Genomic DNA, 25,028 nt, shown 5'->3' on the forward strand with positions numbered 1-25,028 from the left:
TAGTTTTACTGCCCAGAGCGAGGAACATCAAATGGAAAGGCTCTATTCTCACAATATTCGCGACATCCTGAAAGTGGATCTGCACCGTCATTTGGACTGCTCAGTGCGTTGGAGCACCATTCTGGAACTGGCTCCGCAAGTGGGCATTCCGCTGGCCCCCACCTCCCAGGGGCAAAAGGATCAGTTTTTGATTACGGGTCCCATGAAGGACCTAGGTTCGGTGCTGAATAAGTTCATGAATGCACAGAAAGTTCTGGCCAGTGAAGAAATCCTGACCCGGGTCGCCTATGAAGCTTGTGAGGACGCCTTCAATGACGGAGTTCGTCTTCTTGAGTTGCGTTATGCGCCGACCTTTATCGCCGATGGACACAAATCCCTGACTTTCGAAAAGATCCACCGCTCTTTGCTAAAAGGCATCGAACAAGCCCGCAAACAGTTCCCGATGCTGATCGGCCTGATCTGCATCGTTCAAAGGATCAAGTCCTTTGACGTTGCGGAAAAAGTTGTGGATTTCGCCATTGACCACAAAGACAGCTTTTTGGCTCTGGACCTGGCAGACAACGAAGAGGGCTTTGATCCGAAAGTCTTTGCTCCCCTGTTCCAAAAAGCCAAAAAGGCGGGCCTGCGCATCACCGTGCATTCTGGTGAAACGCCAAGCCCGGTTTCTGCTCATTGGGTTCGCGACAGCATCGAGATCCTGGGTGCAGAACGAATTGGGCATGGCATTCAGATCATCAACGACCCGTCCGTATTGGAACTGGTGAAAGACCGCCGCATTCCCCTAGAGATTTGCCCGATCAGCAACTATCTGACCCAGTCCTTCCCGACTTACGAAGAACACCCGATCCGCAGGCTGATGCAGGCAGGCGTTCTGGTCACGATCAATTCCGACGATCCCGGCGTGTTTGCAACGACTTTGAGTGATGACTATGAAGTCCTTCACCGCGTGCATGGCTTTACCAAAGAGGATTTCCACAAATGCAATCAGATCGCCTTTGATGCGAGCTTCATTCCGGACATCGAAAAAAACCGCATCATGGGGGAATTCTTCGGATGAGCTACGCAGAAGAAATCCTGCACCTGATGCGTGAAGATGAGGCCGTGCGCGAAGCTTTGGCTGCCACGGGCGAGTTGTTTCAGGGTTACAACGCCCAGATGGAAAAAGTTCACCTGCGCAATGCCAGAAAACTGAATGACCTGATTGTTGAAAAAGGCTTCCCCACAATCGACCTTGTCGGCGAAGAGGCCTGCACCGCCGCTTTAAGAATCATTTTGCACGCAATCAGTTGGCCGGAGTTCATGCGCATGCAGGAACCCGTGCTGATTGATCTGGCCAAGAATGGAAAAGTCCCTAAAAGTTACGTTGCCATTCTGATTGACCGTATTCGTTTCTATGAGGGACGAAAGCAGGTTTACGGCACCAATGCCGACTGGGATGAAAACGGCATCCTGCGCATCACCGATGTTGAGGACGAAAAAAATCTCAACAACCGAAGATCCGAGATGGGGCTGGATCCCATTGAAAGCCTGGTGATCACCCCGTTGGATGGTGAATACCACCCGCCCGAACCCGAAAAGCGACACAAAGAATTCATTGAATGGACCTTTAAAACCGGATGGAGAAACAATGACTAAATCAAAACTTTTCGTACTTTCAATTTCTCTGCTGGCACTGGGCTGTCAGACGACTTCAACTTCACCTGTCATCCTGACCGCCAAAGAACGCCCGGATCACGCCACCGCTGAGGCCTACGGAACGCAGTATGCGATTTCCACCCAAGGACGCTATTCCAGCAAAGCCGCAGAAAAAATGTTTGCTGACGGCGGAAATATCATCGATGCGGTCGTGGCCGCTTCCTTCACAGTTTCTGTCGAGCGCCCTCAGTCCACCGGGATTGCGGGGGGAGGCTTCATGCTTTTCCACGAAGCCAAAACCGGTGACACCTACGCGATTGATTTCCGCGAACGTGCGCCGCTGAAGGCCTCTGAAAACATGTACATTGGAAAAGATGGAAAGGCCGTTTCCGATCTTTCCAAAGACGGAATTCTGGCTGTGGCCGTCCCCGGATTGGTCGCAGGTCTTTTGGAAATTCATCAGCGCTTCGGGTCACTGCCTTTAAAGCAAGTCATGCAGCCGGCAATTGAATTGGCTGAAAACGGATTTGAAATTTACCCGGAATTCCACAGAGCTCTTGAATACCGCGCCGATGTTCTGGCCCAAGACCCGGCGGCCAAAGCCATCTTCCTGACGAAAGAAGGCAAAGCCCCTGCCCTGGGAACATTACTGGTACAAAAAGACCTGGCAAAAACCCTGAAGCTGATCGCCGCAAAAGGCAAAGACGGTTTCTACAAGGGATCCGTTGCGCAGTCCATGCTGAAACTTTCCAAAGAGCGCAAAGGTCTTTTGACACAAAAAGATTTCAACGACTATCAGGTGAAATGGCGCAAACCCGTCGAAGGAAAGTTCCACGGTTATGAAGTGATTTCGATGCCACCGCCAAGTTCCGGCGGTGTTCACGTGATTCAGTTCCTGGACACGCTGGAAGCTGACAATCTGGCAAAGGCAGGTCCGCTGTCCACAAAGTCCATTCACTTGGCTGCTTCCGCCTTACAATCCGCGTTTGCGGACCGTGCGACTTATCTGGGTGATCCCGAGTTCACCGACGTGCCCGTGAAAACTTTGCTGTCCCCGGAATATCTGAAGGACCGTCGTCAGCAGATTCCCGAGAATCGCGCCCGCAAAGCATCCGAGGTTTCCGCAGGCAAAGTCACAGGATATGAATCCACCGAAACGACACACATCTCGATGATCGATGCCAAAGGCAACGCAGTCGCCACCACTCAGACCATCAACGGCTGGATGGGGGCTGCGATCGTGGCGCCGGGTACAGGCATGGTTTTGAACAACGAAATGGATGACTTCTCGGCACAAGTGGGTGCTTCGAATTTGTTTGGTGCGATCGGTGGAAAACCCAATGCCATCGCTCCGAAAAAGACTCCACTTAGCAGCATGTCTCCGACAATTCTGCTTCAAAACAACAAGCCGGTGATGGCCGTGGGGGCTCCGGGCGGCACACGCATCATCAGTTGCGTGGCGCAGACAATTTTGAACTATGTCGAATTCAAATTGCCGTTATATCAATCCGTCACCATGGTTCGCTACCACCAGCAGTGGCAGCCGGATGTATTGTTCATCGACCCGCCAGGGCCGAAGCCGGAAGTTTTAAAGCAATTGAAGGACATGGGCTATGACGTGAAGATCGACCCGATCCCTTGCAACGTGATGGCCGTCTCAAAAGAAGGCGACAAACTGCATGGCGTGGCAGACCCACGCGACATCGGCACTAGCATCGCCAAGTAACCCCAAGCCAAAGCCCTCCTCCCTCCCCGGAGGGCTGATCCAGCTTGATTCTCAACGACCTTTCATCTTTTGACAGTTATTCTCATTAAATGGATTTAAACAAAACTTCCCGCTTATCCTGAATGCGCGGGAGGTGCTCAGTGCGTATTGTTCATTTTGTATCCGGAACCGAATGCCAAAGTACTTTGTTGTCGGTAGATGCCATGAATCTGCTGCATGCAATGATGAACAAAGCCTCCGACGCCAAAGAGCTGGCCAAGCTCTGCTGCCGCGCCGGCCTCTGCCCTCTGATCCTTCGAGACAAACTCACCAAATAGTCCTTCACGTCTCATGCGCTGCACTTTTTAAAATCAGCCGTGGCGCATTTTGACTTCGTGACAGAACTGCGCGAGTCTTTGCTTCTCAAGCGAGGTGCTTATGCGCGAATTTTATCCAGCTCTAGAGCCTTTCAATAAAGGCATGCTGAAAGTTTCTGATATCCATACCCTGTACTGGGAAGAGTGCGGAAATCCACAAGGCAAACCTGTGGTGTTCCTGCACGGCGGCCCGGGTGGAGGTGTTCACCCGGATCATCGTCGTTTCTTTGATCCAAAAGCTTATCGCATAATTCTTTTCGACCAGCGCGGCAGCGGGCAGTCTTTGCCCTGCGCAGAACTGCGTGAAAACTCCACATGGGATCTGGTGAAGGACACCGAAACCATCCGCGAAATGCTGAAGATCGATAAATGGGTTGTCTTCGGCGGCAGTTGGGGTTCGACCCTGGCTTTGGCGTACGCAATCACTCATCCAGAGCGCGTAAAGGCTTTGGTTCTGCGCGGAATCTTCCTGTGCCGTCCGTCTGAAATTCAGTGGTTCTATCAGGAGGGCGCTTCCCACATCTTCCCGGATGTTTGGGACGAATATCTGAAACCAATCCCTGAAAACGAACGCCATGATCTGGTGGCTGCGTACTACAAACGCCTGACTCACGAAAACGCAGATGTCCGTTTGGAAGCTGCCAAAGCGTGGAGCAAGTGGGAAGCCGCAACCTCCCGTCTGATCGTGGACCCGAAAGCGGTGGATGAGTTCGATGACCCGGAATACGCGTTAAGCTTTGCGCGCATCGAATGCCATTACTTTACCAATAACGCCTTCTTTAAAACCAACAACTGGCTGCTGGAAAACGTGGATAAAATCCGCCACATCCCGGGCGCCATTGTTCAGGGCCGCTATGATGTGGTTTGCCCGGCGAAGTCCGCCTGGGAACTGCACAAGGCCTGGCCGGAGGCAAAATTTACAATCATCCCGGATTCAGGCCACGCAGCGGCCGAGCCTGGAACCCGCTCAGCTCTTATTGAAGCCACAGACAGTTTCAGAGATCTGTAAGACTTTCAAAGCCATAGGGGGTTTTTCCCCTTATGGCTGATATAAGCATTATCATCTTGTCACGCAGTGCCAAAAAGGGTTTATTCAGTGCCACGAACCACAAGCTTTGTGGAGCGAAATCCGGGGGGATTTTAGTGAAACTGAATAAGTTGCTAATTTCGGGGATCATGGCAAGTCTGGCACTTTCAGCCTGCGCGCCACAAAAAAACGACTCCAGCATTCTGACATCTGGAGACGGAATCATCGGGGGAACGGAAGTTAAGTCCGAAGACTCCATGAGCCAAAGCATCGTCGCTGTGTATGACGCCTTCGAGGGTCAAATCTGCACAGGTTCACTTCTTACCAACAATATCGTTCTGACAGCCGCTCACTGCATAGGTCTTTTCCAAGAAGACATGTACGTGTTCTTCGGCACAACAATCACGGCCACCAGCGAACACCGCAAGGTTGAAAAAGTGGAAGTTTCCCAATACTGGGAAAATCGCCAGGGCGAAGACTATGACACTGGTGATATCGCTCTTGTTAAATTCTCGGGCGAACTTCCGGCGGGCTATAAGCCAGCCACGCTTCTGGGCAACAAACGCAACATCAAAAAAGGTGCAGAGATCGTTCTTGCAGGTTATGGCATCGCAGATGGCAAAACCGGCGCCGGCATCGGCACATTGCGCACGACAAAAGTTAAAATCGACAGTCCAAATTACAGCACTTCTGAATTCCTTGTCGATCAGACCCAAGGCACAGGAGCTTGCCACGGGGATTCCGGAGGGCCTGCGTACCTTGAACAAAACGGTAAACTGTTCCTGATGGGTATCACCAGCCGTGGTGTGAAGGACGAAAACAACGACTGCTCTCAGTACGCAGCTTTCACCAGCACGCTGTACTATAAGTCCTGGATCAATCGCATGGTCGCCAGACTTTCCAGTTCTCTGGTTGACCCCAACCAGTTGTTGCCTAAATAGTCCGGGGAAGTATGAAAACGAAGTTGTACGTTAGCTCTTTCATCGTTTTGATTCTTTCGGCTTGCGGAGGCTATGAAGCAGCCTATTCCCCGGCTCCGAATGACACGGCCATTGTCGGCGGCACCATGACCGCCAAAGACAATATCATTTCCCAGTATGTGGTGTTGATCTATGACAACCCGACAAAAACCTACTGCACAGGTGCGCTGATTTCCAAACGCCTGATTCTGACCGCCGCTCACTGCGTGGGTAAAGGTGCTGAGGGTTTGACTCTGGCATTCGGCCTGAATCCGCTGGCAGGTCAGTACGTGATGAAAAAGGCCCACAAGGTGGCCACTCACGACAAATACAAAAAATTAAATTCCACCGAGCGCAATGACATTGCTTTGATCTCGATGAAAGAGGATGCCCCGGCGTCCTATCGTCCGTTGACCCTGCCGGATTCCAAATTCCCTCTAAGCAAAGACCTGATCTTCACGGCCGCTGGTTACGGGCGCATCTCGGGCAAAAAAACTTCTGCCGATGACACTCAAGGTTCAGGCAAGCTGCGCCACGTGGATCTGACCATCAGTCATTTCAGCAGCGACGAGACTCAATTTTATATCAATCAGGAAGACGGCAAAGGCATCTGCAACGGCGACTCGGGTGGACCGGCGCTGATGCGCTATTCAGGCAAGGACTATGTCGTGGGTGTGGCTTCAGCGATCTCCTGGACCGTGCCTGGCGAAGTCAAAGCCAGCCAGAAAAGCCAGTACATCGACAATAAAGACCTTTGCAAAGACAAATCCATCTACATGAATGTGATAAAATATCGCCAGTGGATTGATGATAATTCAAAGAAGCTTCTGTAAAAGCTGACGAATTCTTTCGCCCAGTTCTTTGGGGCTGTCGAACAAAACCCGGTGACTGGAAGAGGGCACTGTTTCAAAGTGGAACCCCGGGACCTCTTCCGTCAGTCGACGGGACATCTCCAGGAACTTTTCATCACGTTCCCCGACCATCCAGATCAGCTTCTGAATCTGCTTTTCCAGCAGACCACGCATGTTCTTTTGCTGTGCCAGTGACCACTGGGTCAACGCCAGACTGAGCGCCTCGCGCGAGTATTCCTTTTCTGACCGGGATGGCTCAGCTTCAGCACCGCCAAACACCGGCTGGGCGTTCCAGTTGCGCAGAACCATGTCCCACGGGGCCTTTAAAAATTCCTCAGCCCAATAGGAATCATTCATCCAGCGCTGACGGCGCTCTTCAGAAATAGGATCAAAGGATTCGTGCATGTCATTGAAGCCGGGGTTGGTGGACACCAGCATGACTTTGTAAAACAGGGCAGGCTTTTTTTCCAGAGCATGCAGCGCCAGACGACCACCCAAAGAATATCCGACCAGAACATTGCGGGCGGCACTGCCACCACCATGAATTTCAACCCATCTGACAAAGTTTTCCGCCCAGGTCTCGAACGAATGCGTCGGCCCCAGGGAAAGTTCTTTGAAATAATCCGGTGTAAAAATGCGCAGTCCTTCAGTTTGCGGCAAGTGCGCTTTTACAAGCGCCCAGTCCGTGGGTCTTCCAAGGAAGCCGTGAAGGAAAAAGAGATTCACTCTTTCCACAATGAGTCGTACTCCTTCCAGAATTCTTGAGTGTGTTCCCAGTTAGGACTCAGCTCAATGATCTGATGGTCCGCCAGGTTCAACTCTTTGTTGTCTTCTGGAATAGTATGCCATTTGTCGTAGGACCAGTTCCACATCTTTGCCCACGATTCGAAAGAAATCTGGTGTTTGTTTATGAAAATCTCTTTCTTAAACATGCGGTGGAAAATCTGCCCCCCGCCATTATTAATCACAACAACGCGGAATTTTTTCGCATCCAGCTGGGAAGTTACCCAAAGTGACGATAAATCATACAGCGCTGTTAAATCTCCAACAAGGCACCAGTTTTCAAGCTCTGGATGAGCCCAGCCCAGGAAGGTTGAGATCTGTCCGTCGATACCGTTGGCGCCACGGTTGGCCGCCACCCGCGCCGGAGGGAAATCATGCGAAGAGCTGGAGTCCCACTCACGGATCGGCAAAGAATTTCCAAGATAAACCGATGAGCCCTTCATGCGTTTTGAAATCGCATAGATCATGCCCTGCTCGGAATCAGGATACTTGTCCAAAAGCTGACGAATCTGCGTCGCGCGAGCCGCGTCCTCGATATTCACCTTCACGTTTTCGTGATGCGGATACGAGAATTCCACCTGACTTAGCAAATCCAAAGAATTGCAGTGCTGAACCGGACGGCTCAGGCCTGTGAAGTGGTTGAAGCTGACCGAGAACACCGGAAGCTCTTTGTACTTGTCTTCCAGATCACGCCACACACGCGCTGTCGGAATACCCCCGATACGCAGGATGGAATCGCAAACGCCCATCTCCAGAATACGATGAATCATTTTTTCACCGGACCTGATTTCAACATCCTTCAAGTCCGGGTGACCACGCAGACTGGAAATGCCTTCGCAATAAACCGGTGCTTTGTACTGCTTCAGGAAATCCAAAACAGTGCCGTAAGCTTTTTCCGGCAGGATCCCCACCATCACCAGTGGCTTGTGGGTGTTGACGAAAGTTTCCATTTCTTTCAGCGTGCCCAGTGGAATTTGCACGGGCAGCTTGGTGCGTTCAGAAACACTGGGAATATGAATTTGTGGTACCGGACCGTCGATCAGCGGTTCTTCAAAGCTGACGTTGACGTGAATTGGTTTTTTCCAGGACAGGGATTTGAATGACAGATGCGAGTTTTCGCTGTCCAGATCCAAAGCCACTTCGTTGTAGTAAGAGAAAATACCCACTTGTTCGATCGTCTGCGGAGCCCCGGAACCACGATAGTGCTTCGGACGATCCGCCGTCACCATGATCAGAGGCAAAGAAGAATAAGTGCCTTCCACAGCCGCGGGCAAAAGTTCCGCCACAGCAGTTCCCGATGTTGTGATCACCGCCACTGGACGACGGGTGCTGGCAATACGGCCCAGAGCAAAGAAGCCTGCGGCACGTTCTTCAAAGAATGAATAAACCTTCAGATTCTTGCATTCATCCAGAATGTGAACCATCGGACTGTTGCGGGCGCCGGCACAAAGAATAAATTCTCTGACTCCGGTGTGCACCAGTTCCTGAATGACTTTTGCTGCAAGTTCCATGTTTGTCATACTTCAAGCCCCAATATCTTTTTCACGGACAGGCGCTTTTGGAAAAGCTCCCGCCATTCTCTTTCCAGTTCACTGGCCGCGACTACACCACAGCCGGAACCAATCATCGCAGAGTCTTGACTCCACTGCAAATTGCGAATGCCGACAAGACACAGGGCCTCCTCAGCCCCGATAAAGGCAAAAGGACCTCCGAACCTGCGGCGCCCCTGCTGCCCCGGCAGCGCCTGCATCCACACATACCCGGCGGACCGTGGCGCCACGCCCAAGGCCGGCGTAGGGTGCAGGGCTTTCACCAGCTCCACAAAATCCGGCTGTGTCTGACAAACCACGCTGATGTCGGTTTTCAGGTGATACAGGGTCGGAAGCTCCAGAATATAAGGCGCGGAGGACTGCACGGCGCCCCAGACAGACAGACGCTCTTTGATATCTTCGGCGACCAACTGGTGTTCCAGCATTTCTTTTTTATCACGCAAAAGCGATTCACGCTCGGTGCTTTCATTTTTCGGGCAGGTGCCCGCCAACGCCATGGTCTTTAAAACACCTTTGGAAAAATCAAAGAGTGTTTCCGGTGTTGCCCCCAGCACTCCTTCACCGTCTTTCCAGAATCCATAAACAAACAATGTCGATGGAGCTTCAGACAGCTTCACCAACATGCGCGCACGATCACGGGCCGTGACGGTCTGAGCGGTCCGGGCAAACACAGCCGGAACGGCTTTCTGAATTTCGTTTTTTTCAATGCGGGACTGGATAACGGAAAGGGCCTCGGCAAAGTCCTCCAGACGCGGCTCTTCCCAGTGTGCGGTCATTAAGGGCTCCACAGTACGGGGCCCTTGAGCCAAGTAGGCCTCACAAATGCGACGCAATTCCTCTGTAGAGAGGGCGTACCGGGCTTTCCCGTACCAGCGGGCCGGGGTCGTCAGATCATAGAAATCCGGGCAAAATACTGAAATTTCGACACTATTTGGGGTTGGTTCTGCAGCGAACGGCCCCTCAATGAGAATCCATTGGTTTCCATGTCGCAAGAGGGCCCCTGCCTCCAAAAAGTTTGTAATGCCTTCGAGCGTTATGCTATTCTGCCGATCCACAAAAGGACCCTCTTTTTTCAACTTAGTAGTTGTGAAAATGTTAAAACAAGGGCGAGAAGAAGTTCGTATTATGGAAACGCAAACTATGCAAACAAGTCCCTCAACCCAAATTGTCAATGTTGGCGGTTTTGATATCGGGGGACCAAATTTCACCGTGATCGCCGGCCCTTGTTCAATTGAAAGCCAGGCTCAGTTCATGGAAACCGCTTCCGGCGTTAAAGCCGCAGGCGCACACCTGCTTCGTGGTGGCATTTGGAAAATGCGCACCTCCCCGACTGCTTTCCAGGGTCTGGGCGCAAACTCTTTCGACATGGTTCGCACTGTTTGCAAAGAACTAAACATGAGCCTTGTGTCCGAAGTGACTGACATCCGTCAAATCGAGGAAGTTTACGACATCGTGGAATGCTTCCAGGTTGGTTCCCGCAGCATGCAAAATTATGAACTGCTGAAAGAACTGGGCCGCCAGAAAAAGCCGGTGCTTTTGAAACGCGGCTTGGCTGCTTATATCGACGAATGGATCAAAGCCTCTGAATACATCACCAAAATGGGCAACCAAAATGTGATTCTGTGTGAACGTGGTATTCGCACCTTCGAAACTGCAACTCGCAACACTCTGGATCTGAACGCTGTGGCTTACGCGAAAAAGAACACGCACCTTCCGGTGATCGTGGATCCTTCTCACGCGGTGGGCATCCGCGCTTTGGTTCCGGATCTGGCTTACGCAGCCGCAGCGGTGGGCGCCGATGGTATCATCGTCGAAGTTCACCCTCGTCCGGCGGAAGCGCTGTCTGATGGAATGCAGGCGCTGACCCTGAATGACTTCTCGATGATGATGAAGAAGCTTGATAGAATCCTGACGGCTATCGACCGTCCACTGCACAAAGCGCACAAGGCGGAAGTTTATGTCTAATCATTCTCCAAATCCTGAAATCATCAGAAACATGTTCTCTAAAGTGGCGGCGAACTATGACAAGGGCAACAACGTCCTTTCCATGGGCATCCATCACCTGTGGAGAAAAAAACTGGTGAAATACAGCGGCGCCAAAGCCGGTGATCAGGTTTTGGATTGTGCCACTGGCACAGGTGACCTGGCGATTGAGTTCAAAAAAACTGTCGGCACGGGCGCTGTGACTGGAACTGACTTCTGCGCAGAAATGCTGATCCCGGCTCCGGGCAAAGCCAAAGAGCGCGGTTTGGACATCACTTTTGAACAAGCCGATGTGACCCAGCTTCAATACGCTGACAACAGCTTTGATGTTTGCAGCATCTCTTTCGGTATCCGCAACGTCGGTGATCCGGTGAAGGCGCTAAAAGAAATGGCGCGTGTCACTCGCCCAGGCGGCAAAGTGATGGTTCTGGAATTTGGCCAGGTGAACATTCCGGTGTTCGGTGCTTTGTATAACTTCTACTCCCAGAACATCCTGCCTAAAATCGGCGGCATCGTAACGGGTCAGAAAGAAGCTTACGAATACCTGCAAAAATCCTCTGCGGCCTTCCCTTGCCGTGAAGGCTTCCTGGATCTGATGAAAGAAAGCGGTTCTTATTCCAAAATGGAATACATCACCCTGACCGGTGGTATCGCTTACATCTATAAAGGCACCGTAAAATAATTTATGAAATTCCTATTTGGCGTTCTTCTGATGGCAGTGGCTCTTCCGGCAACTGCCGCAGACACCGTATGGTCTGCGGTCTTTGAAAAAGCGCGTCCCGCAATTCCGGTGATCCGCTCTAAAGGCGGGGTTTGTTCCGGCGCTTTGATTTCCCCGACAGAAATTCTAACAGCCCGCCACTGTGTTTTTGATCTTCGTCCGATCACCGTTCAATGGCTTGAAAACGACAAGGTCGTGACCCAGCAAAGCGCCACCATCAGCCGCTGGGACAAAGACAATGACATCGCGATTCTGACCCTGGATGCTCCGGCGAAAGCCACGCCCCTGAAGTTTGCAAACCTTGCTTCCATCAAAGTGGGCCAGGAATGCGCCACCATCGGGCACCCGTTCGGGACAAGACTGGATTTCGATACAAATCTGAACAACGACATGCTTTTCAACTTCACCAAAGGCATGGTCACCAAAATCAACTCTGACAAAAATTTCCTGACCGACATGTCCGTGTCCCCGGGGAATTCCGGCGGTGCGGTTTTGAATGATCAGGGTGAAATCATCGGCGTGGTTTCCGCCAAGTACGTGCGCAAAGCTGCGGGCAGCATCGGGCGCATGATTCATCCGGCGAAACTGGCGACACTGAAAGACCAGCCGTCGCGCACGTTCAGCTCTCGGGATGCCAAAGCCAGCTTTGATTTGAATGTAAAAGAAACCTTCGTCAGCCTTCATCACAACGGCAAAGAAATTAAGGACAATGCTTTGGCGTTGGACTTGAGCATCTGGTTGCGAGACCGCTTTCTGGTGGGTGTTGAGCGTTCCGTGTCTTCATCCAAAGAAGATATTGAGTACCGCGGCTTGGCTTTGGCTTATCGCTGGTACTTTGAAACGGCCAACTTTCTGCCATTCTATGCGGGCGTTGGCTACAAACGCCTGACGTTTGAAGAATACAACGAGCGCAACTATGCGATGATCTATTTGTCGGGCATGGGCTTTAACATTGAAGCCGGCATGAGCCCGCAGGATTCTTCCGAAACCTTCCTGTCTGTAGGAATCAGCATTTTCTAGTAATTCATAGCCAGCATTCGACGCTGGTCCTGGCGAGGTCCCACGGGTGGGGCCTGCCCATGTTGTCTTAGAACTTCATCATAACGCATGGTTTGGATCTGCACTTCAGGTTTTGGTGGTGTTGGGTCAGGAATATACTTCTTCGTTGGGCATCCCCAGAATGCCAGTCCTACGAACACTAACAGTAGGAAGAAGATAGCTGGTTTCATGACCCTATTGTCCTCCCCGGCATCAAACAAAGACAGCTGTATTCAAGCACTGGCACTTGATAGGGATTTTCAAATCGTTAGGCTGGTTTTAAATAAAAAAACACGGTCTTTCGGACCGTGTTTTAAGAGTTTATTATTTTCTGAATCTGGAGCCTAGTAGTGCCAAGGGAATTTAGAGAAATCCTTCGGACGTTTTTCAACGAAGGAATTACGTCCTTCCACGGCTTCTTCGGTTCCGTAAGCCAAGCGAGTCGCCTCACCCGCAAACAGTTGCTGACCAACAAGACCGTCATCGATCATGTTGAAGCCATACTTCAGCATGCGCATCGCTGTCGGGCTTTTTGAGTTCATTTCTTTCGCCCATTCCAACGCCACTTTTTCAAGATCCTTGTGCGGAACCACGGCGTTCACCATGCCCATATCGAAGGCTTCTTGAGCTGTGTAATTGCGACCCAGGAAGAAGATTTCACGAGCACGCTTCTGACCCACCATACGGGCCAGGTATGCAGAACCGTAACCAGAATCGAAGCTTGCCACGTCCGGATCCGTTTGTTTGAAGATCGCATGCTCTTGGCTGGCGATCGTCATATCACACACCACGTGCAGGGAATGACCGCCACCCACGGACCAGCCGGGAACAACCGCCACAACCACTTTCGGCATGAAACGAATCAGGCGCTGAACTTCCAGAATGTGCAAACGACCCAGACGAGCCAGATCCATTTTGCCTTGAGCTTCTTTTTCTTCGTACTTGTAACCGTCTTTACCGCGGATGCGCTGGTCACCACCAGAACAGAACGCCCAACCACCGTCTTTCGGAGAAGGACCGTTACCCGTGATCAAAACCACACCAACATCAGCAGAAATACGAGCGTGCTCTAAAGCAGTGTAAAGCTCGTCCACGGTTTGTGGGCGGAAGGCATTACGCACTTCAGGGCGATTGAAGGCAATACGAACTGTGCCCTGATCTTTAGCGCGATGATAAGTAATATCCTTGAAGTTAAAACCAGGAACTTCCGTCCACCACTCTGGATTGAAAATATCAGAAACCATTTAAAACCTCTTTATTGAATCTAGATGCGATCAGTTTTAGACCACAAGTAGTGATCTGCCAACACCAGCCATGTCATGGCCTCCAGCACCGGGATCGCACGGGTCACGATGCAGGGATCGTGGCGGCCTTTTTTTGCCACATCCAGAATCGAACTTGTGGGCTTAAAGGAAACCCGCAGCAGAATGCTTTCCCCGGTGGAAATCCCGCCGCGGATGCCGCCATAGGCGTCCTGAGGGCCCTGATGGAATTCCGTGCCTTTGACTTCGGCGGACTCAAAGCCCAGCCCCAGCTCAAAGCCATTGGTGGCCCCGACACTCAAGAAAGCCATCGCCAGATCGGATTTCAGTTTATGAAACACCGGCTGACCCAAATGGGCTGGTGGATTCTGAATCAGAATCTCAGCCACGCCGCCGTGGCTTTCGCCGTTGTCCTGGGCTTTCTTTAAAAGCGCGGCCACTTCCTGATCGCGGCTGGAGGGAAATCTTGCCTGGAAGGAATCGATGTCCTTCTTGCTGACTTCCGCGCGTTCGGCATCGGTCAAAGTCATCGGACCAATTTGTGAGGCATAACCAATCACCTTGGTTGGCGCACTGACGTGTTTCATCATCATCTGCGCCACAGACCCCGCCATCACGCGGGACACCGTCTCACGACCGGAAGACCGGCCGCCCCCACGATGATCGCTGTGACCGAATTTATTCCTCCACATGTCATCGGCATGGCCCGCACGCGGGGAATTCTTGATGGCAGAATAATCCTGAGATCTTGCATCCTGATTGCGCACAATGATCGCCATCGGCGTGCCCAGGGTTTTACCGTCGAAAACGCCGCTCAGAACTTCCGGAGCATCTGCTTCCTGACGACCGGACACAATCTGACCCGAACCATGATGACCGGGACGACGGCGTTCCAGTTCTTTTTTTAGAAGTGCTTCGTCAAAATTCACTCCGGCCGGACATCCGTCAATCACCACGCCCAAAGCGGTCCCATGGCTTTCACCGAAAGTCGTGATCACAAAACGGGAACCGAACTGACTTGCACTCATGCGTTCTCCTCGGACTTGCGCCAGAACATTCGCTGTCCTTGCGCCTGGGCTGTGAACATCACAAGCCCGGACTGATAATTGGCGCCACAGCGCTGGGCATATTCACGGCCCATGGAATCTTCTTTGTAATTTAAATCAAACACCATCGCCGGATTCCAGTGTGCAGGTGGCATCTGGGTTTCCGGTCCGCGAGGTGCAGCCCAGATCACAATCTTGGGCAAAAGGGTTTCGGCATCTTCAGACCCTGCGCGGGGCTTCCCCGTGCGCGAAGAAATGAAGCTTGCGTGCGGCAGGGCTTTTTCAATCATTTCCAGCACGCCACCCCCGCCCCAGACGGAAATTTCTTTTTGCAAAGGCGCAATCATACCAACACCCTCGATCAGTTCCATAAAGCCCTGATCGTCGGTGGAGGTCCCCTGCCATGATCTGGTCTTTTCATTCCAGAAAAGAGTGTTCACGGCCTTCAGGGTTTCATGTTTGCAGACTTTGGCGGCGTTTTCTTTGTGAGGGGACGTGACCGCCGCATAACGAAGCCCCATGCCTTGCACCACCGGGAAGGCCTGATCCCACTCTTCACGGGAAATAGCGACTGCGAAGACCGGCAAATTCATTTTGTGGAAGAAATCAGAATGCTCCAGCGGAGTATAGCTGTGACGAACGGGATCACCCAGAACCGCAGCAAAACCATTCACCACCGTCGGAGTCATCATCCATGCCCAGAGCGAAGGTTGATCCCCCGCAGTGCCATCCCCTTCGCGCCAGAAATTGATCAGTTGATGACCTTTTTGCAAACGGCGATACCATTCCCAGCGACCATCCGGGGACCGCGGCAAGAAACTGCGGCGGGAAGGTTCGCCTTGCTGCCATTCGTGGCCCGTCTTCAGATCACTGAAGGTGTCGACCATCGGTGCATATTTCAACTGTGCCGCTTGATGAGAAAACTGCTGCCACAGTTCTTTGCGGGAATCATCGTGCAAAGACAAAATCAGCTTATCAGACGAAATCACCCGCAAAAGATCTTCGGGTGATCCCAGCTCCACCGGCCAGTCAATCCAGGCGACACGATTCAAAACCGCAATCAAAGGCTCCTGTATCAGAGCTTCGGCGTTTTCCGGGGCCTTACGGAAAGAGTACAGCAGGCGCTCGCTGGCCATTTCCTGCACCACGCGCTGGATCTGTTCAAAGGTCAGCAAATCATCGCGCAGCTCAAACAAACCCACACCTCGGTTCACGAAGCGGGCTTTAAAAAGTTCCCAGCGCTTTTCTGTCGCAAAGACTTCGGACGGGATCGTCACCGCGCCACCGATGTCATGCAGACTGTGAGTCAAAAGAGCTTTTTCAACGGCCATGGCGTGATGGCGATTTTCAAAAAGACCTTCCGGCATCAGATAGACCTCATCGGCTCGTTCACGATAACGGGCTTCGCGCACAACGGCGCGCTTATGGAATTCTTCCAGCGGAGACAATTCCGGGTTCAGGCGTGGGCGGTTCAAGAAGATTCTACCATCAAGATCGGTGTTACGACGAACCCACAGCACGCGCACGTTTTCTGGGATCACGGACAGATCAAAGCCCGCCCCCAGCACCAGGAACATCTGCGTGTGGGGCTTTTGCAAAGTCTCAAGGAAAAGCTGGCGCTCCAACTCGCGGAAATAGGCCTCGCCGTGCTCTAAGAAAAGTTCGGGGATGGTTTTTCCGATTTTTTCTTCGATGGATTCATCCAGGTCAATGATCTCCGCGGACTCGTCTCGCAGGTATATCTGCAGACGCTTCATCATTTCAGTTTTTCCGGTTCCGCGGTGGCCAACGACGACAGTAATCATGCCTTGATACCTATCATGTCCCAGAACTCTGGAAAACTCTTATTGATGGCCTCGGGGTTTTCAATGGTGATGTCATGGCCTTTTAGCTTCATCAAAGTGGCCGCCATCACCATACGGTGATCCTGATCGGAATCAAAAGTGATGCCTTTTTTAAGGCTTTGCTGGGGGTTGCCGTGAATGATCATGCCATCCGGCAAGACTTCATGGGAAATGCCCAGGCGTTCAAACAAATCAGCAATCTTGGCAATGCGATTGCTTTCTTTCGCCGCCAGATGAGGCGCATTGAAAAGCTTGGAGCTGCCGTTGGCCCAACTGCAAAGCACCGCCAGCACCGGGAACAGATCCGGGGACTGATAAAGGTCCCAATTCACCGCACGCAAGCCTGTGGAAGGCTTTACACACAAAGCGCCTTCGACCATTTCTGTTTCGATGTTCATTTGCTTGAAGATCTCGACAAAGACGCCGTCCGGCTGGGAGCTTTTCACCGGATAGTTCAAAAGTTTGGCTCCCCCCACCAAGGCGCCAGCAGACGCCATGGTGAATGCCGAACTCAGATCCGATTCCACACGGTATTCAAGCTTGCTGATACGCTGGCCGGCCGGGATCAGGTACTTGTTGCCCTGAACCTGCATGCGCATGCCCAATTCTTTCAGCATCTGCACGGTCAACTGGAAGTACGATTCAGAAACCTTGTCGCCGACCAGTTCAAATTCCAGATCGAAATCCAAAAGCCAGCAGTTCAGAATCAAAGCCGAAGCATACTGACTGGATTCAGAGGTGTTTACTTTCAATGGGGCGCGCGGACGCTTCCACCCTTCAGACACCACGAACATTTCGCGATTCTTGATTTGGGTTTGCACACCCAACTGAGACAACAAATCCAGCAAACCTTTTTGCGGTCTTTGCAACAGACGAGGTGTGGCCTCTAAAGTATGGACCCCGCGCATGCGTGACGCCCGAAGCGCCATAAAGCGGAACGTGGTGCCGCCTTCGCCGCAATCAATGCGGCTGCGTTCGCGGATCTCTTTAAGGCCTTCACGCATGTGAACGACATCGTCACATTCGGAATGCCCTTGCAGATCCAACACGGGAAAATAGCTTTTTACGATCAAAGCGCGATTGAAAATGGATTTAGAACCAGGAATCTCGCCCTGAAATCGGAAATCAGCCATTGAGTTCATCTTCTTTCTGGCGGCAGACTTCCACCAGGATGTCATCCACACTGACTTCACGCACGACACACTGGCCGGGCTTTTTCAGGAAAACGAAACGCAGAACTTCAGACGACGTCTTTTTCTTGTCACTAAGAAGCTGCTTTCTGAATTCACGCAGAACCGATTCTTTGGTCTGCAGCAATTCATCCCGCACGGGTGACAGCAAGTAACCCATCACAGGCGCCAGCATCAGCTTTTCGTACTCAGCAGGTGTGATGATCTTTTTGTGCAAGCTGAAGCGCAAAGCAAACTCCAGCCCGTAATTAATCGCCACCCCGTGTGGCAGTTCGTACTGGGTTTCCAGCACATGACCCAAAGTATGCCCCAGGTTCAGGATATGACGATGACCGGATTTTTCCTCCGGGTCCTTGGCGACAACCTTGTATTTGGCATCAATGGCACTGGAAAGGTATTTCCACAGCACCGCCGCATTCACTTCGTATTCTTTCGCCAGATCCCGCCACAGCGGTCCCCCGGCAATCAAAGCGATCTTAAGAAGTTCGCCAAAACCTTCAAAGGCTCGGGCAACCGGCTGAGCCATCAGCAACGAACGAGACAAAACAATCTTGTCAGCGGGATAGAAAGTGCCGATCTGGTTTTTCGCTGATCCCACATTCAAAGCGGTCTTGCCACCATGAGCAGAATCAATCGCCGAAAGCCAGGTGCTGGGCATGTGCACCAGACGCACGCCACGCTTCAGGATGCTGGCAACAAAGCCGCCAAAGTCCCCGACACTGCCGCCTCCGGCCACCACCACCGTCAAACGCCGGCTGGAAGCGCCTTCACACAGCTTGACGATCTTGGTGATGTGTTCAGGAAAGTTCTGAACGGATTTAAGAGATTCCCCGGCCTTCACCGGATAACGCAGTGGAAACTGTGCCATCCATTTTTTAAAGGCTTTGGATTTACGAGGCAAGATCTCGTCGTGGACCAACAACAGCTCTTCCCCCAGGTCTGCGGGACGAGGTAATTCTGTGGTGAAGAGCAGTGCGCTTTTTTTCATTATTTTTCTTCTGACAGGTGGGCTTTGGCTTTACCGTAGGAATCAGAGATCGCATCCCACGCTTTGCTCATTCCGTTTTTCATTTCGCCCCAGGCTTTGCCAGAGCTTTTCTTCATCTTCGCCAGATCTTTCTTCATTTCTTCCTGCTTTTTTTCCAAAGCAGCGATCTGTTCTTTGTACTCAGTTTTTGCTTCGCCGGTTTTCTTGGAGGCAGCTTCTTTCATCTCGGCGATTTCTTTTTTCATTTTCGCCAGATTTTCTTCCATGTCTTTTTGGAACTGCTCTTTTTGTTCTTTGGTGTAATCAGCCGCAGCCGTAGCTGCTTCAGCGGTTTTGGTTTTCACTTCTTCAGCGGAAGTGGCAAAGGATTGGGAAGCCAGGGACAACACTACAAAGGCAGCAGCAATATGACGCATAAAAGGTCTCCTTACGACGGAGACCAGTTTACAACGGGGCCTTATTTTACTTCAACAATATTGAGCTGATGCTGCTCGGCCTTGACGCTGACAGGCTTCTGATTTTTCAGACTTTCTTCCAGCTTTCTGCGGTAGGTCTCAAAGTTGATGACATCACGATCCAGATAATAGGTTCCGGCTGTTTTCGCAAAGACCACCAGCAGCCCGTTGCCATCGGCACGGATGCTTTTGACGGTGTCTGCGGTGATTGTGGAGTGCTCACTTGCGACCAAACGGATCGACGGACCCGCCTGTGCCGGATTCAAGCCAGTAAAGACGGATGCCACGAAAGCCACCATAACAAGCCATCTCATAAATCCTCCTGGTGAATAATTGAGACCTTCTTATATCTTAGCCAAGGTCCCCAGCGAAGACTAGAGCTTTTACCCTTGCAGGCTTGATATAAAACACCGGGATGGATCTATTTTGGACGCCCCCCGAAGGAGTTAAACCAGGTTCCAGTTGATTTCGCCAATACCCTTGGATTTCAGATAGGCATTGGTTTTGGAGAAGGGCTTAGTCCCAAAGAATCCGCGGTGAGCGGACAATGGCGATGGATGCACAGCCTCTAGCACCAGGTGTTTTTTGCGATCCACGAAGGACGCTTTTTTCTGCGCGTAAGAACCCCACAGAATGAACACCAGATTTTCTTTTTCTTCGTTCAGCACGTGGATGATCTTGTCGGTGAACTCTTCCCAGCCCTTGCCTTGATGGGCAGCGGCCTTCCCGTCCTCGACTGTCAGCACGGCATTTAACAACAACACACCTTCTTGAGCCCATTTGGTCAAGGAGCCACTTTGTGGAATGGTCGCGCCCACGTCGTCGTGAAGTTCTTTAAAGATGTTTCTAAGAGACGGAGGAAAACGAACGCCGTCTTGCACAGAAAAACAAAGTCCGTGCGCCTGACCGGGGCCATGATAAGGATCCTGCCCGACGATCACCACTTTCACTTTGTCAAAAGGAGTCAGATTCATCGCCGCAAAATAGTCATCGCCACGGGGATAAATCGTTTTACCCGCCTTGTATTCAGCAGATAAAAAGTTTTTCAGCTTCTTCATGCGCTCGGTTTCAAATTCGAGGTGAAGATGCTGCTTCCAAGATGAGTCTAATTTGATTTCTGACTTAATATTTTCCATCTCAATCTGACACAGGTCTATGGTCCAGGTTCGGGATTCTAATGCAAACCTATTCGATTTCAAATTATTTTTTCGGTGCCAGTCTTCTTGACCAGACAAAATTCGACCCCATTGTTACACTATAACTACGAGGAAAAGGAGGCCGCCTATGACGACCCTTCTCAACCCCACCATTGAGCTTATTGAGCAAAATCCTGAGGTTAAGTCCTTTATCTACCAGCAGATCGCAGAGTTTGAACACTTTGTGACTCCACAGACTGTGGTTGCGGTAGTAGCCCGGGATCCCCGAAAACTTGCGCTCCAGTATGAAACAGACGGGCGCGAATTCACCCGCGAGGGTCTGAAGAAACTGTATCGTATTGCCATCGTCTTAAACGAGGGCGGCGCGAAGGCCGAGGCTGAAGGCGTCCACGAGGATATCTTCGAAGCCATTAGGCTTGCTAAAGACAATCTGATGCAAAAGCTGGTGGCGATTCAGGATTCCGTGGTCAGTCAGCAAGACCGAATCATCGAAATCAATCATTACTTGCAACATCCGGTTCTTCATTAAGATAATGGGGCTTCTGCAAGGAGGCCCTGATGTTCAATCCCAATATGCCTTACCGCAGCGTTGGCCGTTGCGGTCTTAAAATCGGCACCTATTCTCTGGGTGGATGGACCACCTTTGGTGGCACCGTCAAAGACTTCACTTCCGTCCGCAGCATTCTGCGCCTGGCTTATGAAGCCGGAATCAATTTCTTCGACATCGCCGACATCTACGCCAAAGGCGAATCCGAACGCATCATGGGCGGAGCTTTAAAAGATTTCCCCCGCCACGAGCTGGTGATTTCATCAAAAGTCTTCTGGCCGATGAGTGAAGACATCAACGACAAGGGTCTTTCCCGCAAACACATTCTGGAATCCGTGAACAAGTCTTTGCAACGAATCGGCACGGACTATCTGGATATTTATTTCTGCCATCGTTATGACCCCGAAACCCCGGTGGAAGAAACCGTGCGCATCATGGATGATTTAATTCATCACGGAAAGATTCTGTACTGGGGAACCAGCGAATGGACCGCTGAACAGATTCAGGAAGCCATGGATATCTGCGACAAGGGTGGTTACTACAAACCGCAAGTCGAACAGCCACAGTACAACCTGCTTGTGCGCGACAAGTTTGAAACCAATGTGCAACCTAAAGCCCAACAACACGGCATGGGCCTGGTCACTTGGTCTCCGTTAGCGTCTGGCATGCTGACCGGAAAATACGACAAAGGCGTCAGCGAAGGCCGCCTGTCGCGCATCGACTGGCTGAAGGACACCTTCTATACCGAAAAGAACAGTCAGCGCGTGTGGGAACTTAAAGGCATCGCCGACAAACTGGAATGCAGCCGCACGCAGTTGGCACTGGCATGGACCGCCGCCCAACCGGGAGTCAGCAGCGTGATTCTGGGCGCGACCAGCATCGAACAACTGCAGGAAAATCTGGGTGCCTTGAAGGTTGAAATCACACCCGAGATCGACAAAGACATTAAAAAGATTTTCGCTTACTAATGAGACAAACAAAAGGCTGCTGGGAAGTCCCCCGCAGCCTTTTTCTTTCACTGCTATTTGACTGTACCCGCCAAAATAAATCACAGAAGATAGAACCATGCCCACCTATAAAGAAAAATCAGCCATATTTTTCTGCCTTATTATTCTACTGGTCCCGATCGTTATTTTATTCGATTACTCGTTGGATCAATGTATCGCGAGCGGGTTAGGTACTTGGGAAACTACATGCGGCCCCGAAGCTAAGACGCATGTCCTATATTCATTTATTATTTTTCCAGCATTTGCTGCATTATCGTGGATCGCCCATAAACGAAGTGGAAAGAACAACAACGAGACCGACCAATAACGGGAGTTTTAATTGAAAGAAAAAGTTATCCTCACCCTGATGATGCTAGCTCTAGCTTCTTGTTCAAATGTGCCTACGCGTGAAGAACGTTTGGATGCGACGGAAAAAGCGACCAACCGCACGCTCGATCAAAATCAAGGTGCTTTCAAGTCCTGCATCCAAGATGCAGTAAAGAGATCGCCGGGCCTGGATGGAAGAGCAACGCTTGTTTGGATTCAAAATGAAGATGGTTTTGTTAAGAATCCGCGCATTCGCGATATGAACTTCAAGGATCCTGCATTTGAAGACTGCATTATCTCCAAAATCAAGGCGATGAAGTTTCCACCTTCCGCCGAAGACTCCCGAACCAAGGTCAGCCTTGAGTTAATCGTGAAATAAGATTAGCGAGTCTACCACCCCATCGCGGGAATTTTACGATACCCCGACGGAATCTCCGAACTCTCGGTCTTGATAATGATCTCATCCCCTTCGGTCTCGAATTCATCCGGGCCGAGGGTCAGACTTAGGCGGAAGTCGCCTTTGTATTCCAGATTCAGCGGCAGGAAACCTTTTGGTTTGTCGTCGATTTCCAGTTGCCCTTCAGACACGTAGCCCACAGGTGGCACGCGGTTCAGGCGGGGATTTTTGATGGTGATTTTAGTGGTGACACTGCTGTTGGCTCTTTCCAGAACGTCGGTGGTTTCATCCACCACACTCAGAATGCACTCCAGATCCAGCACCAGGCTGTTGTTGTCATGCACAGCCTTCATAAGCTGAGACTTTTCAATCTCCATCATCAAATACTTAACCAAGGAACCCCTCCAGAAACATCGGCAGTATTCCATAACGCTTTGGCAGCGACAAGATTCACCGCGAAAGCCGCTGTCACCTGTCTGAACCTTGAGCAGTCCGGAATCTTTTTCAGGCGCCTCGGCCACCATCTGGAAGGCCCACGGCCTTTAAGGTATAACCAGCGCTTTCAGGAGTACCCATGAACCGCCTGCTTGTACTTGCCATGCTTTTGTTCCCGGCCCTGTCCTGGGCCCATAACTGCCAAGAGTTTCTGACATCCGACTGGCCCGCTGACGAAGGTTACGCCTGCGAAGTCACGAAGCCGGATCTGGCCAAACTTCAAATGCACAAGGTGGAAGTCTGTATTGGTTCGGTGCCTTACCGTGATGGCCAGCGCTACGCCAAAGCCGAACTGAAGTACATCCCGCTTTCCCAATATGAAAATATCTATAACCGCTCCGAGGGTCTTCACACCAAGTTCCTGAATTCCACCTACATTCACGCCTGGGCGGGAGAAGAGATGCAGGAATCCCCAGAGTTCCTGACCATGAAAGCCCTGGAAGAGGGCTCCACCCTGACCTACACCCCGGATGTCCTCAATCAGCTTCAGTTGGACAAAAGATCCCTGCAGGCCCGCCTGACTGTTCAGTCCCGCGAAGCGGCTTTGATATTCCAAAATGAGTGGAAAAAAATCTGGGACCTGCGCCTGAAATGCCAGAGAGTTTTCTGAAAAAATCTTAAAAAGCAGGGCTAAAAACCGCCCTGTTTCCGATAATTTGTCGAATATGACACCTCCGCGCCGCGCAAATTTGTTTGTATACGGTTGGTTTTCATTAAGTTGTTGCAACCACGGAATCTTTTGGAAATAACTTCATAGTGTTTCCCCGTATATGCTGCGAATAGGGCGCAGCGTTTCTACCAGGCACCTCAAATGCCTGACTATGGAGGTTCTTTGTGAAGTTGACCGCAGTTTCTCTTCTGGTGCTGGTATCCACGCTTTGTGGGCAATTCGTTTTTGCAGCTCCTTCTTCCGGCGATGTTCCTTATTATGGCGAAAAATTCCACCACGATCTGGCTTCCGGAATTTCCAACGACGATCTGAAAAAGAACATTCAGTTTGTTCTTCGCAGTTTCCACCTTCGTGTGAACGGCAGCTACGATCAGATCGTGAACGGCTGCAGCGGCGACAACTGCTATCAGCATGTTTCTCTGGGTTACGACGGCGCTCGCACCTTCCTTCTGGGTTCTTTCTATTTGGTTGATGAAGGTCACGGGGACTATGCCGTGAAGGACGTTTACTGCGACTCTATCCGCGGCTCTGCTGATTTCCGCGGCGGCAATGCTCCGGCTCCGGGCAGAATTCCCGACGGCAACATTGTGAACACTGAGCACACCTGGCCGCAATCCAAGTTCTCTGGCCGCCACAACAAGAGCATGCAGAAAGCTGACATGCACCACTTGTACCCTACTGACAATGAAATGAACTCTATCCGCGGCAACAACCCATTTGGTGAAGTTGTTCAGGACAGAAAACCATTGAAATGCCGAGTATCCCGCTTCGGTCGTGCTTCCCAGGGTGGCGCTGACGTGTTCATGCCACCGGCAAATCACCGCGGCAACGTGGCTCGCGCTTTGTTCTATTTCTCTGTAAGATATGACCTGCCAATTGATTCCCGTCAGGAAGCGACTTTGCGCAAGTGGTCCAAAGAAGATCCAATTGATGATGAAGAAATCAGCCGCAACGACGAGATCCACAAGATGCAAGGGAACAGAAACCCGTTCATCGATTTCCCGGGTCTTGAAGATTCTATCGGTGATTTCTAGA

At 51.3% G+C, this 25,028-nt stretch carries 27 protein-coding genes and 1 riboswitch; of the genes, 15 read left to right on the forward strand and 12 right to left on the reverse strand.

Annotated features, from left to right (window positions below; genetic code table 11):
* Positions 1 to 31: 31 nt before the first annotated feature.
* The 7 genes from add to ACZ520_RS16470 all read left to right on the forward strand — a co-directional run bounded on the left by add (position 32) and on the right by ACZ520_RS16470 (position 6,536).
* A complete protein-coding gene (gene add, locus ACZ520_RS16440) occupies positions 32 to 1,057 on the forward strand; it encodes an adenosine deaminase (RefSeq protein ID WP_088564081.1) in 1,026 nt (341 codons plus the stop codon).
* Positions 1,054 to 1,635 carry a DUF6624 domain-containing protein gene (locus tag ACZ520_RS16445; protein WP_374031313.1) on the forward strand — a complete coding sequence of 194 codons (582 nt, stop codon included), beginning with the start codon at positions 1,054 to 1,056 and terminating at the stop codon, positions 1,633 to 1,635. The genes add and ACZ520_RS16445 overlap by 4 nt, the downstream gene beginning before the upstream one ends.
* Positions 1,628 to 3,361 (forward strand): gamma-glutamyltransferase, encoded by a 1,734-nt coding sequence (gene ggt / locus ACZ520_RS16450; RefSeq protein ID WP_464126579.1) that lies wholly within the window; start codon positions 1,628 to 1,630, stop codon positions 3,359 to 3,361. Before ACZ520_RS16445 ends, ggt begins: the two co-directional genes overlap by 8 nt.
* A 140-nt stretch (positions 3,362 to 3,501) precedes the next feature.
* Positions 3,502 to 3,678: a hypothetical protein gene (locus tag ACZ520_RS16455; RefSeq protein ID WP_464126581.1), complete on the forward strand. Its 177-nt coding sequence runs from the start codon at positions 3,502 to 3,504 to the stop codon at positions 3,676 to 3,678.
* A 100-nt stretch (positions 3,679 to 3,778) separates the two neighbouring features.
* Entirely contained in the window at positions 3,779 to 4,726 is a 948-nt protein-coding gene (gene pip / locus ACZ520_RS16460; protein WP_011165810.1) for a prolyl aminopeptidase, read from the forward strand.
* A 32-nt stretch (positions 4,727 to 4,758) separates the two neighbouring features.
* On the forward strand, positions 4,759 to 5,685 hold the full coding sequence (locus tag ACZ520_RS16465; protein ID WP_417868175.1) for a S1 family peptidase: 927 nt from the start codon (positions 4,759 to 4,761) through the stop codon (positions 5,683 to 5,685).
* A gap of 11 nt (positions 5,686 to 5,696) precedes the next feature.
* Positions 5,697 to 6,536, forward strand: coding sequence for a S1 family peptidase (locus ACZ520_RS16470; protein ID WP_374031317.1), 840 nt, complete (start codon positions 5,697 to 5,699; stop codon positions 6,534 to 6,536).
* Here the strand turns inward: ACZ520_RS16470 and ACZ520_RS16475 are convergent.
* Genes ACZ520_RS16475 through ACZ520_RS16485 form a run of 3 tightly spaced genes read right to left on the reverse strand, consistent with a single transcriptional unit; the run spans position 6,519 to position 9,663 of the window.
* Positions 6,519 to 7,289 (reverse strand): alpha/beta fold hydrolase, encoded by a 771-nt coding sequence (locus tag ACZ520_RS16475; protein ID WP_232469002.1) that lies wholly within the window; start codon positions 7,287 to 7,289, stop codon positions 6,519 to 6,521. The genes ACZ520_RS16470 and ACZ520_RS16475 overlap by 18 nt on opposite strands.
* Positions 7,277 to 8,857 (reverse strand): 2-succinyl-5-enolpyruvyl-6-hydroxy-3-cyclohexene-1-carboxylic-acid synthase, encoded by a 1,581-nt coding sequence (gene menD, locus ACZ520_RS16480; protein ID WP_088564076.1) that lies wholly within the window; start codon positions 8,855 to 8,857, stop codon positions 7,277 to 7,279. Before menD ends, ACZ520_RS16475 begins: the two co-directional genes overlap by 13 nt.
* Positions 8,854 to 9,663, reverse strand: coding sequence for a chorismate-binding protein (locus ACZ520_RS16485; protein ID WP_232468998.1), 810 nt, complete (start codon positions 9,661 to 9,663; stop codon positions 8,854 to 8,856). The genes menD and ACZ520_RS16485 overlap by 4 nt, the downstream gene beginning before the upstream one ends.
* 316 nt (positions 9,664 to 9,979) lie before the next feature.
* On the opposite strand from ACZ520_RS16485, the gene aroF reads away from it, so the two are divergent.
* The 3 genes from aroF to ACZ520_RS16500 are packed head-to-tail and all read left to right on the forward strand — an operon-like array spanning position 9,980 to position 12,611.
* Positions 9,980 to 10,852, forward strand: a complete 873-nt coding sequence (gene aroF, locus ACZ520_RS16490) for a 3-deoxy-7-phosphoheptulonate synthase (RefSeq protein ID WP_464128434.1) — start codon at positions 9,980 to 9,982, stop codon at positions 10,850 to 10,852.
* Positions 10,845 to 11,552, forward strand: a complete 708-nt coding sequence (ubiE, locus tag ACZ520_RS16495) for a bifunctional demethylmenaquinone methyltransferase/2-methoxy-6-polyprenyl-1,4-benzoquinol methylase UbiE (protein WP_088564073.1) — start codon at positions 10,845 to 10,847, stop codon at positions 11,550 to 11,552. The genes aroF and ubiE overlap by 8 nt, the downstream gene beginning before the upstream one ends.
* A 3-nt stretch (positions 11,553 to 11,555) precedes the next feature.
* On the forward strand, positions 11,556 to 12,611 hold the full coding sequence (locus ACZ520_RS16500; protein ID WP_464126586.1) for a S1 family peptidase: 1,056 nt from the start codon (positions 11,556 to 11,558) through the stop codon (positions 12,609 to 12,611).
* 362 nt (positions 12,612 to 12,973) lie between these two features.
* On the opposite strand, the gene ACZ520_RS16505 is transcribed toward ACZ520_RS16500, so the two are convergent.
* From ACZ520_RS16505 to ung, 8 genes are all read right to left on the reverse strand, one after another.
* Positions 12,974 to 13,873 (reverse strand): 1,4-dihydroxy-2-naphthoyl-CoA synthase, encoded by a 900-nt coding sequence (locus ACZ520_RS16505; RefSeq protein ID WP_015092483.1) that lies wholly within the window; start codon positions 13,871 to 13,873, stop codon positions 12,974 to 12,976.
* A 20-nt stretch (positions 13,874 to 13,893) separates the two neighbouring features.
* Positions 13,894 to 14,919, reverse strand: a complete 1,026-nt coding sequence (aroC, locus tag ACZ520_RS16510; RefSeq protein WP_464126588.1) for a chorismate synthase — start codon at positions 14,917 to 14,919, stop codon at positions 13,894 to 13,896.
* Positions 14,916 to 16,742, reverse strand: a complete 1,827-nt coding sequence (locus ACZ520_RS16515) for a shikimate kinase (protein ID WP_374031322.1) — start codon at positions 16,740 to 16,742, stop codon at positions 14,916 to 14,918. The genes aroC and ACZ520_RS16515 overlap by 4 nt, the downstream gene beginning before the upstream one ends.
* Positions 16,739 to 17,914 carry a 3-phosphoshikimate 1-carboxyvinyltransferase gene (locus ACZ520_RS16520; RefSeq protein ID WP_232468994.1) on the reverse strand — a complete coding sequence of 392 codons (1,176 nt, stop codon included), beginning with the start codon at positions 17,912 to 17,914 and terminating at the stop codon, positions 16,739 to 16,741. The genes ACZ520_RS16515 and ACZ520_RS16520 overlap by 4 nt, the downstream gene beginning before the upstream one ends.
* Entirely contained in the window at positions 17,907 to 18,959 is a 1,053-nt protein-coding gene (locus ACZ520_RS16525) for a 3-dehydroquinate synthase family protein (RefSeq protein ID WP_464126591.1), read from the reverse strand. The genes ACZ520_RS16520 and ACZ520_RS16525 overlap by 8 nt, the downstream gene beginning before the upstream one ends.
* A complete protein-coding gene (locus ACZ520_RS16530) occupies positions 18,959 to 19,375 on the reverse strand; it encodes a sll1863 family stress response protein (protein WP_038448587.1) in 417 nt (138 codons plus the stop codon). The genes ACZ520_RS16525 and ACZ520_RS16530 overlap by 1 nt, the downstream gene beginning before the upstream one ends.
* Positions 19,376 to 19,416: 41 nt before the next feature.
* The gene (locus ACZ520_RS16535; protein ID WP_464126593.1) at positions 19,417 to 19,728 is read right to left on the reverse strand and encodes a hypothetical protein; all 312 of its coding nucleotides are present in this window, start codon (positions 19,726 to 19,728) and stop codon (positions 19,417 to 19,419) included.
* A gap of 132 nt (positions 19,729 to 19,860) precedes the next feature.
* Complete coding sequence (gene ung, locus ACZ520_RS16540; protein WP_088564065.1) at positions 19,861 to 20,550, reverse strand: uracil-DNA glycosylase; 690 nt, start codon at positions 20,548 to 20,550, stop codon at positions 19,861 to 19,863.
* Positions 20,551 to 20,698: 148 nt separating this feature from the next.
* Between ung and ACZ520_RS16545 the strand changes: the two genes are divergently transcribed.
* The 3 genes from ACZ520_RS16545 to ACZ520_RS16555 all read left to right on the forward strand — a co-directional run bounded on the left by ACZ520_RS16545 (position 20,699) and on the right by ACZ520_RS16555 (position 22,810).
* On the forward strand, positions 20,699 to 21,100 hold the full coding sequence (locus tag ACZ520_RS16545) for a hypothetical protein (protein ID WP_011165831.1): 402 nt from the start codon (positions 20,699 to 20,701) through the stop codon (positions 21,098 to 21,100).
* 29 nt (positions 21,101 to 21,129) lie between these two features.
* Positions 21,130 to 22,086: an aldo/keto reductase family protein gene (locus tag ACZ520_RS16550; RefSeq protein WP_011165832.1), complete on the forward strand. Its 957-nt coding sequence runs from the start codon at positions 21,130 to 21,132 to the stop codon at positions 22,084 to 22,086.
* 358 nt (positions 22,087 to 22,444) lie between these two features.
* Positions 22,445 to 22,810: an AgmX/PglI C-terminal domain-containing protein gene (locus ACZ520_RS16555; RefSeq protein ID WP_464126596.1), complete on the forward strand. Its 366-nt coding sequence runs from the start codon at positions 22,445 to 22,447 to the stop codon at positions 22,808 to 22,810.
* An 11-nt stretch (positions 22,811 to 22,821) separates the two neighbouring features.
* On the opposite strand, the gene ACZ520_RS16560 is transcribed toward ACZ520_RS16555, so the two are convergent.
* Positions 22,822 to 23,223, reverse strand: a complete 402-nt coding sequence (locus ACZ520_RS16560; protein ID WP_374027639.1) for a hypothetical protein — start codon at positions 23,221 to 23,223, stop codon at positions 22,822 to 22,824.
* A 179-nt stretch (positions 23,224 to 23,402) separates the two neighbouring features.
* Between ACZ520_RS16560 and ACZ520_RS16565 the strand changes: the two genes are divergently transcribed.
* Both ACZ520_RS16565 and ACZ520_RS16570 read left to right on the forward strand, forming a co-directional pair.
* Complete coding sequence (locus ACZ520_RS16565) at positions 23,403 to 23,933, forward strand: hypothetical protein (protein WP_088564062.1); 531 nt, start codon at positions 23,403 to 23,405, stop codon at positions 23,931 to 23,933.
* 134 nt (positions 23,934 to 24,067) lie between these two features.
* Positions 24,068 to 24,165: riboswitch (purine riboswitch) on the forward strand.
* On the forward strand, positions 24,158 to 25,027 hold the full coding sequence (locus ACZ520_RS16570) for an endonuclease I family protein (protein ID WP_464126599.1): 870 nt from the start codon (positions 24,158 to 24,160) through the stop codon (positions 25,025 to 25,027). Its footprint overlaps the riboswitch before it by 8 nt.
* Position 25,028: the final 1 nt, after the last annotated feature.

The organism is Bdellovibrio sp. BIS2 (genome assembly GCF_055398295.1).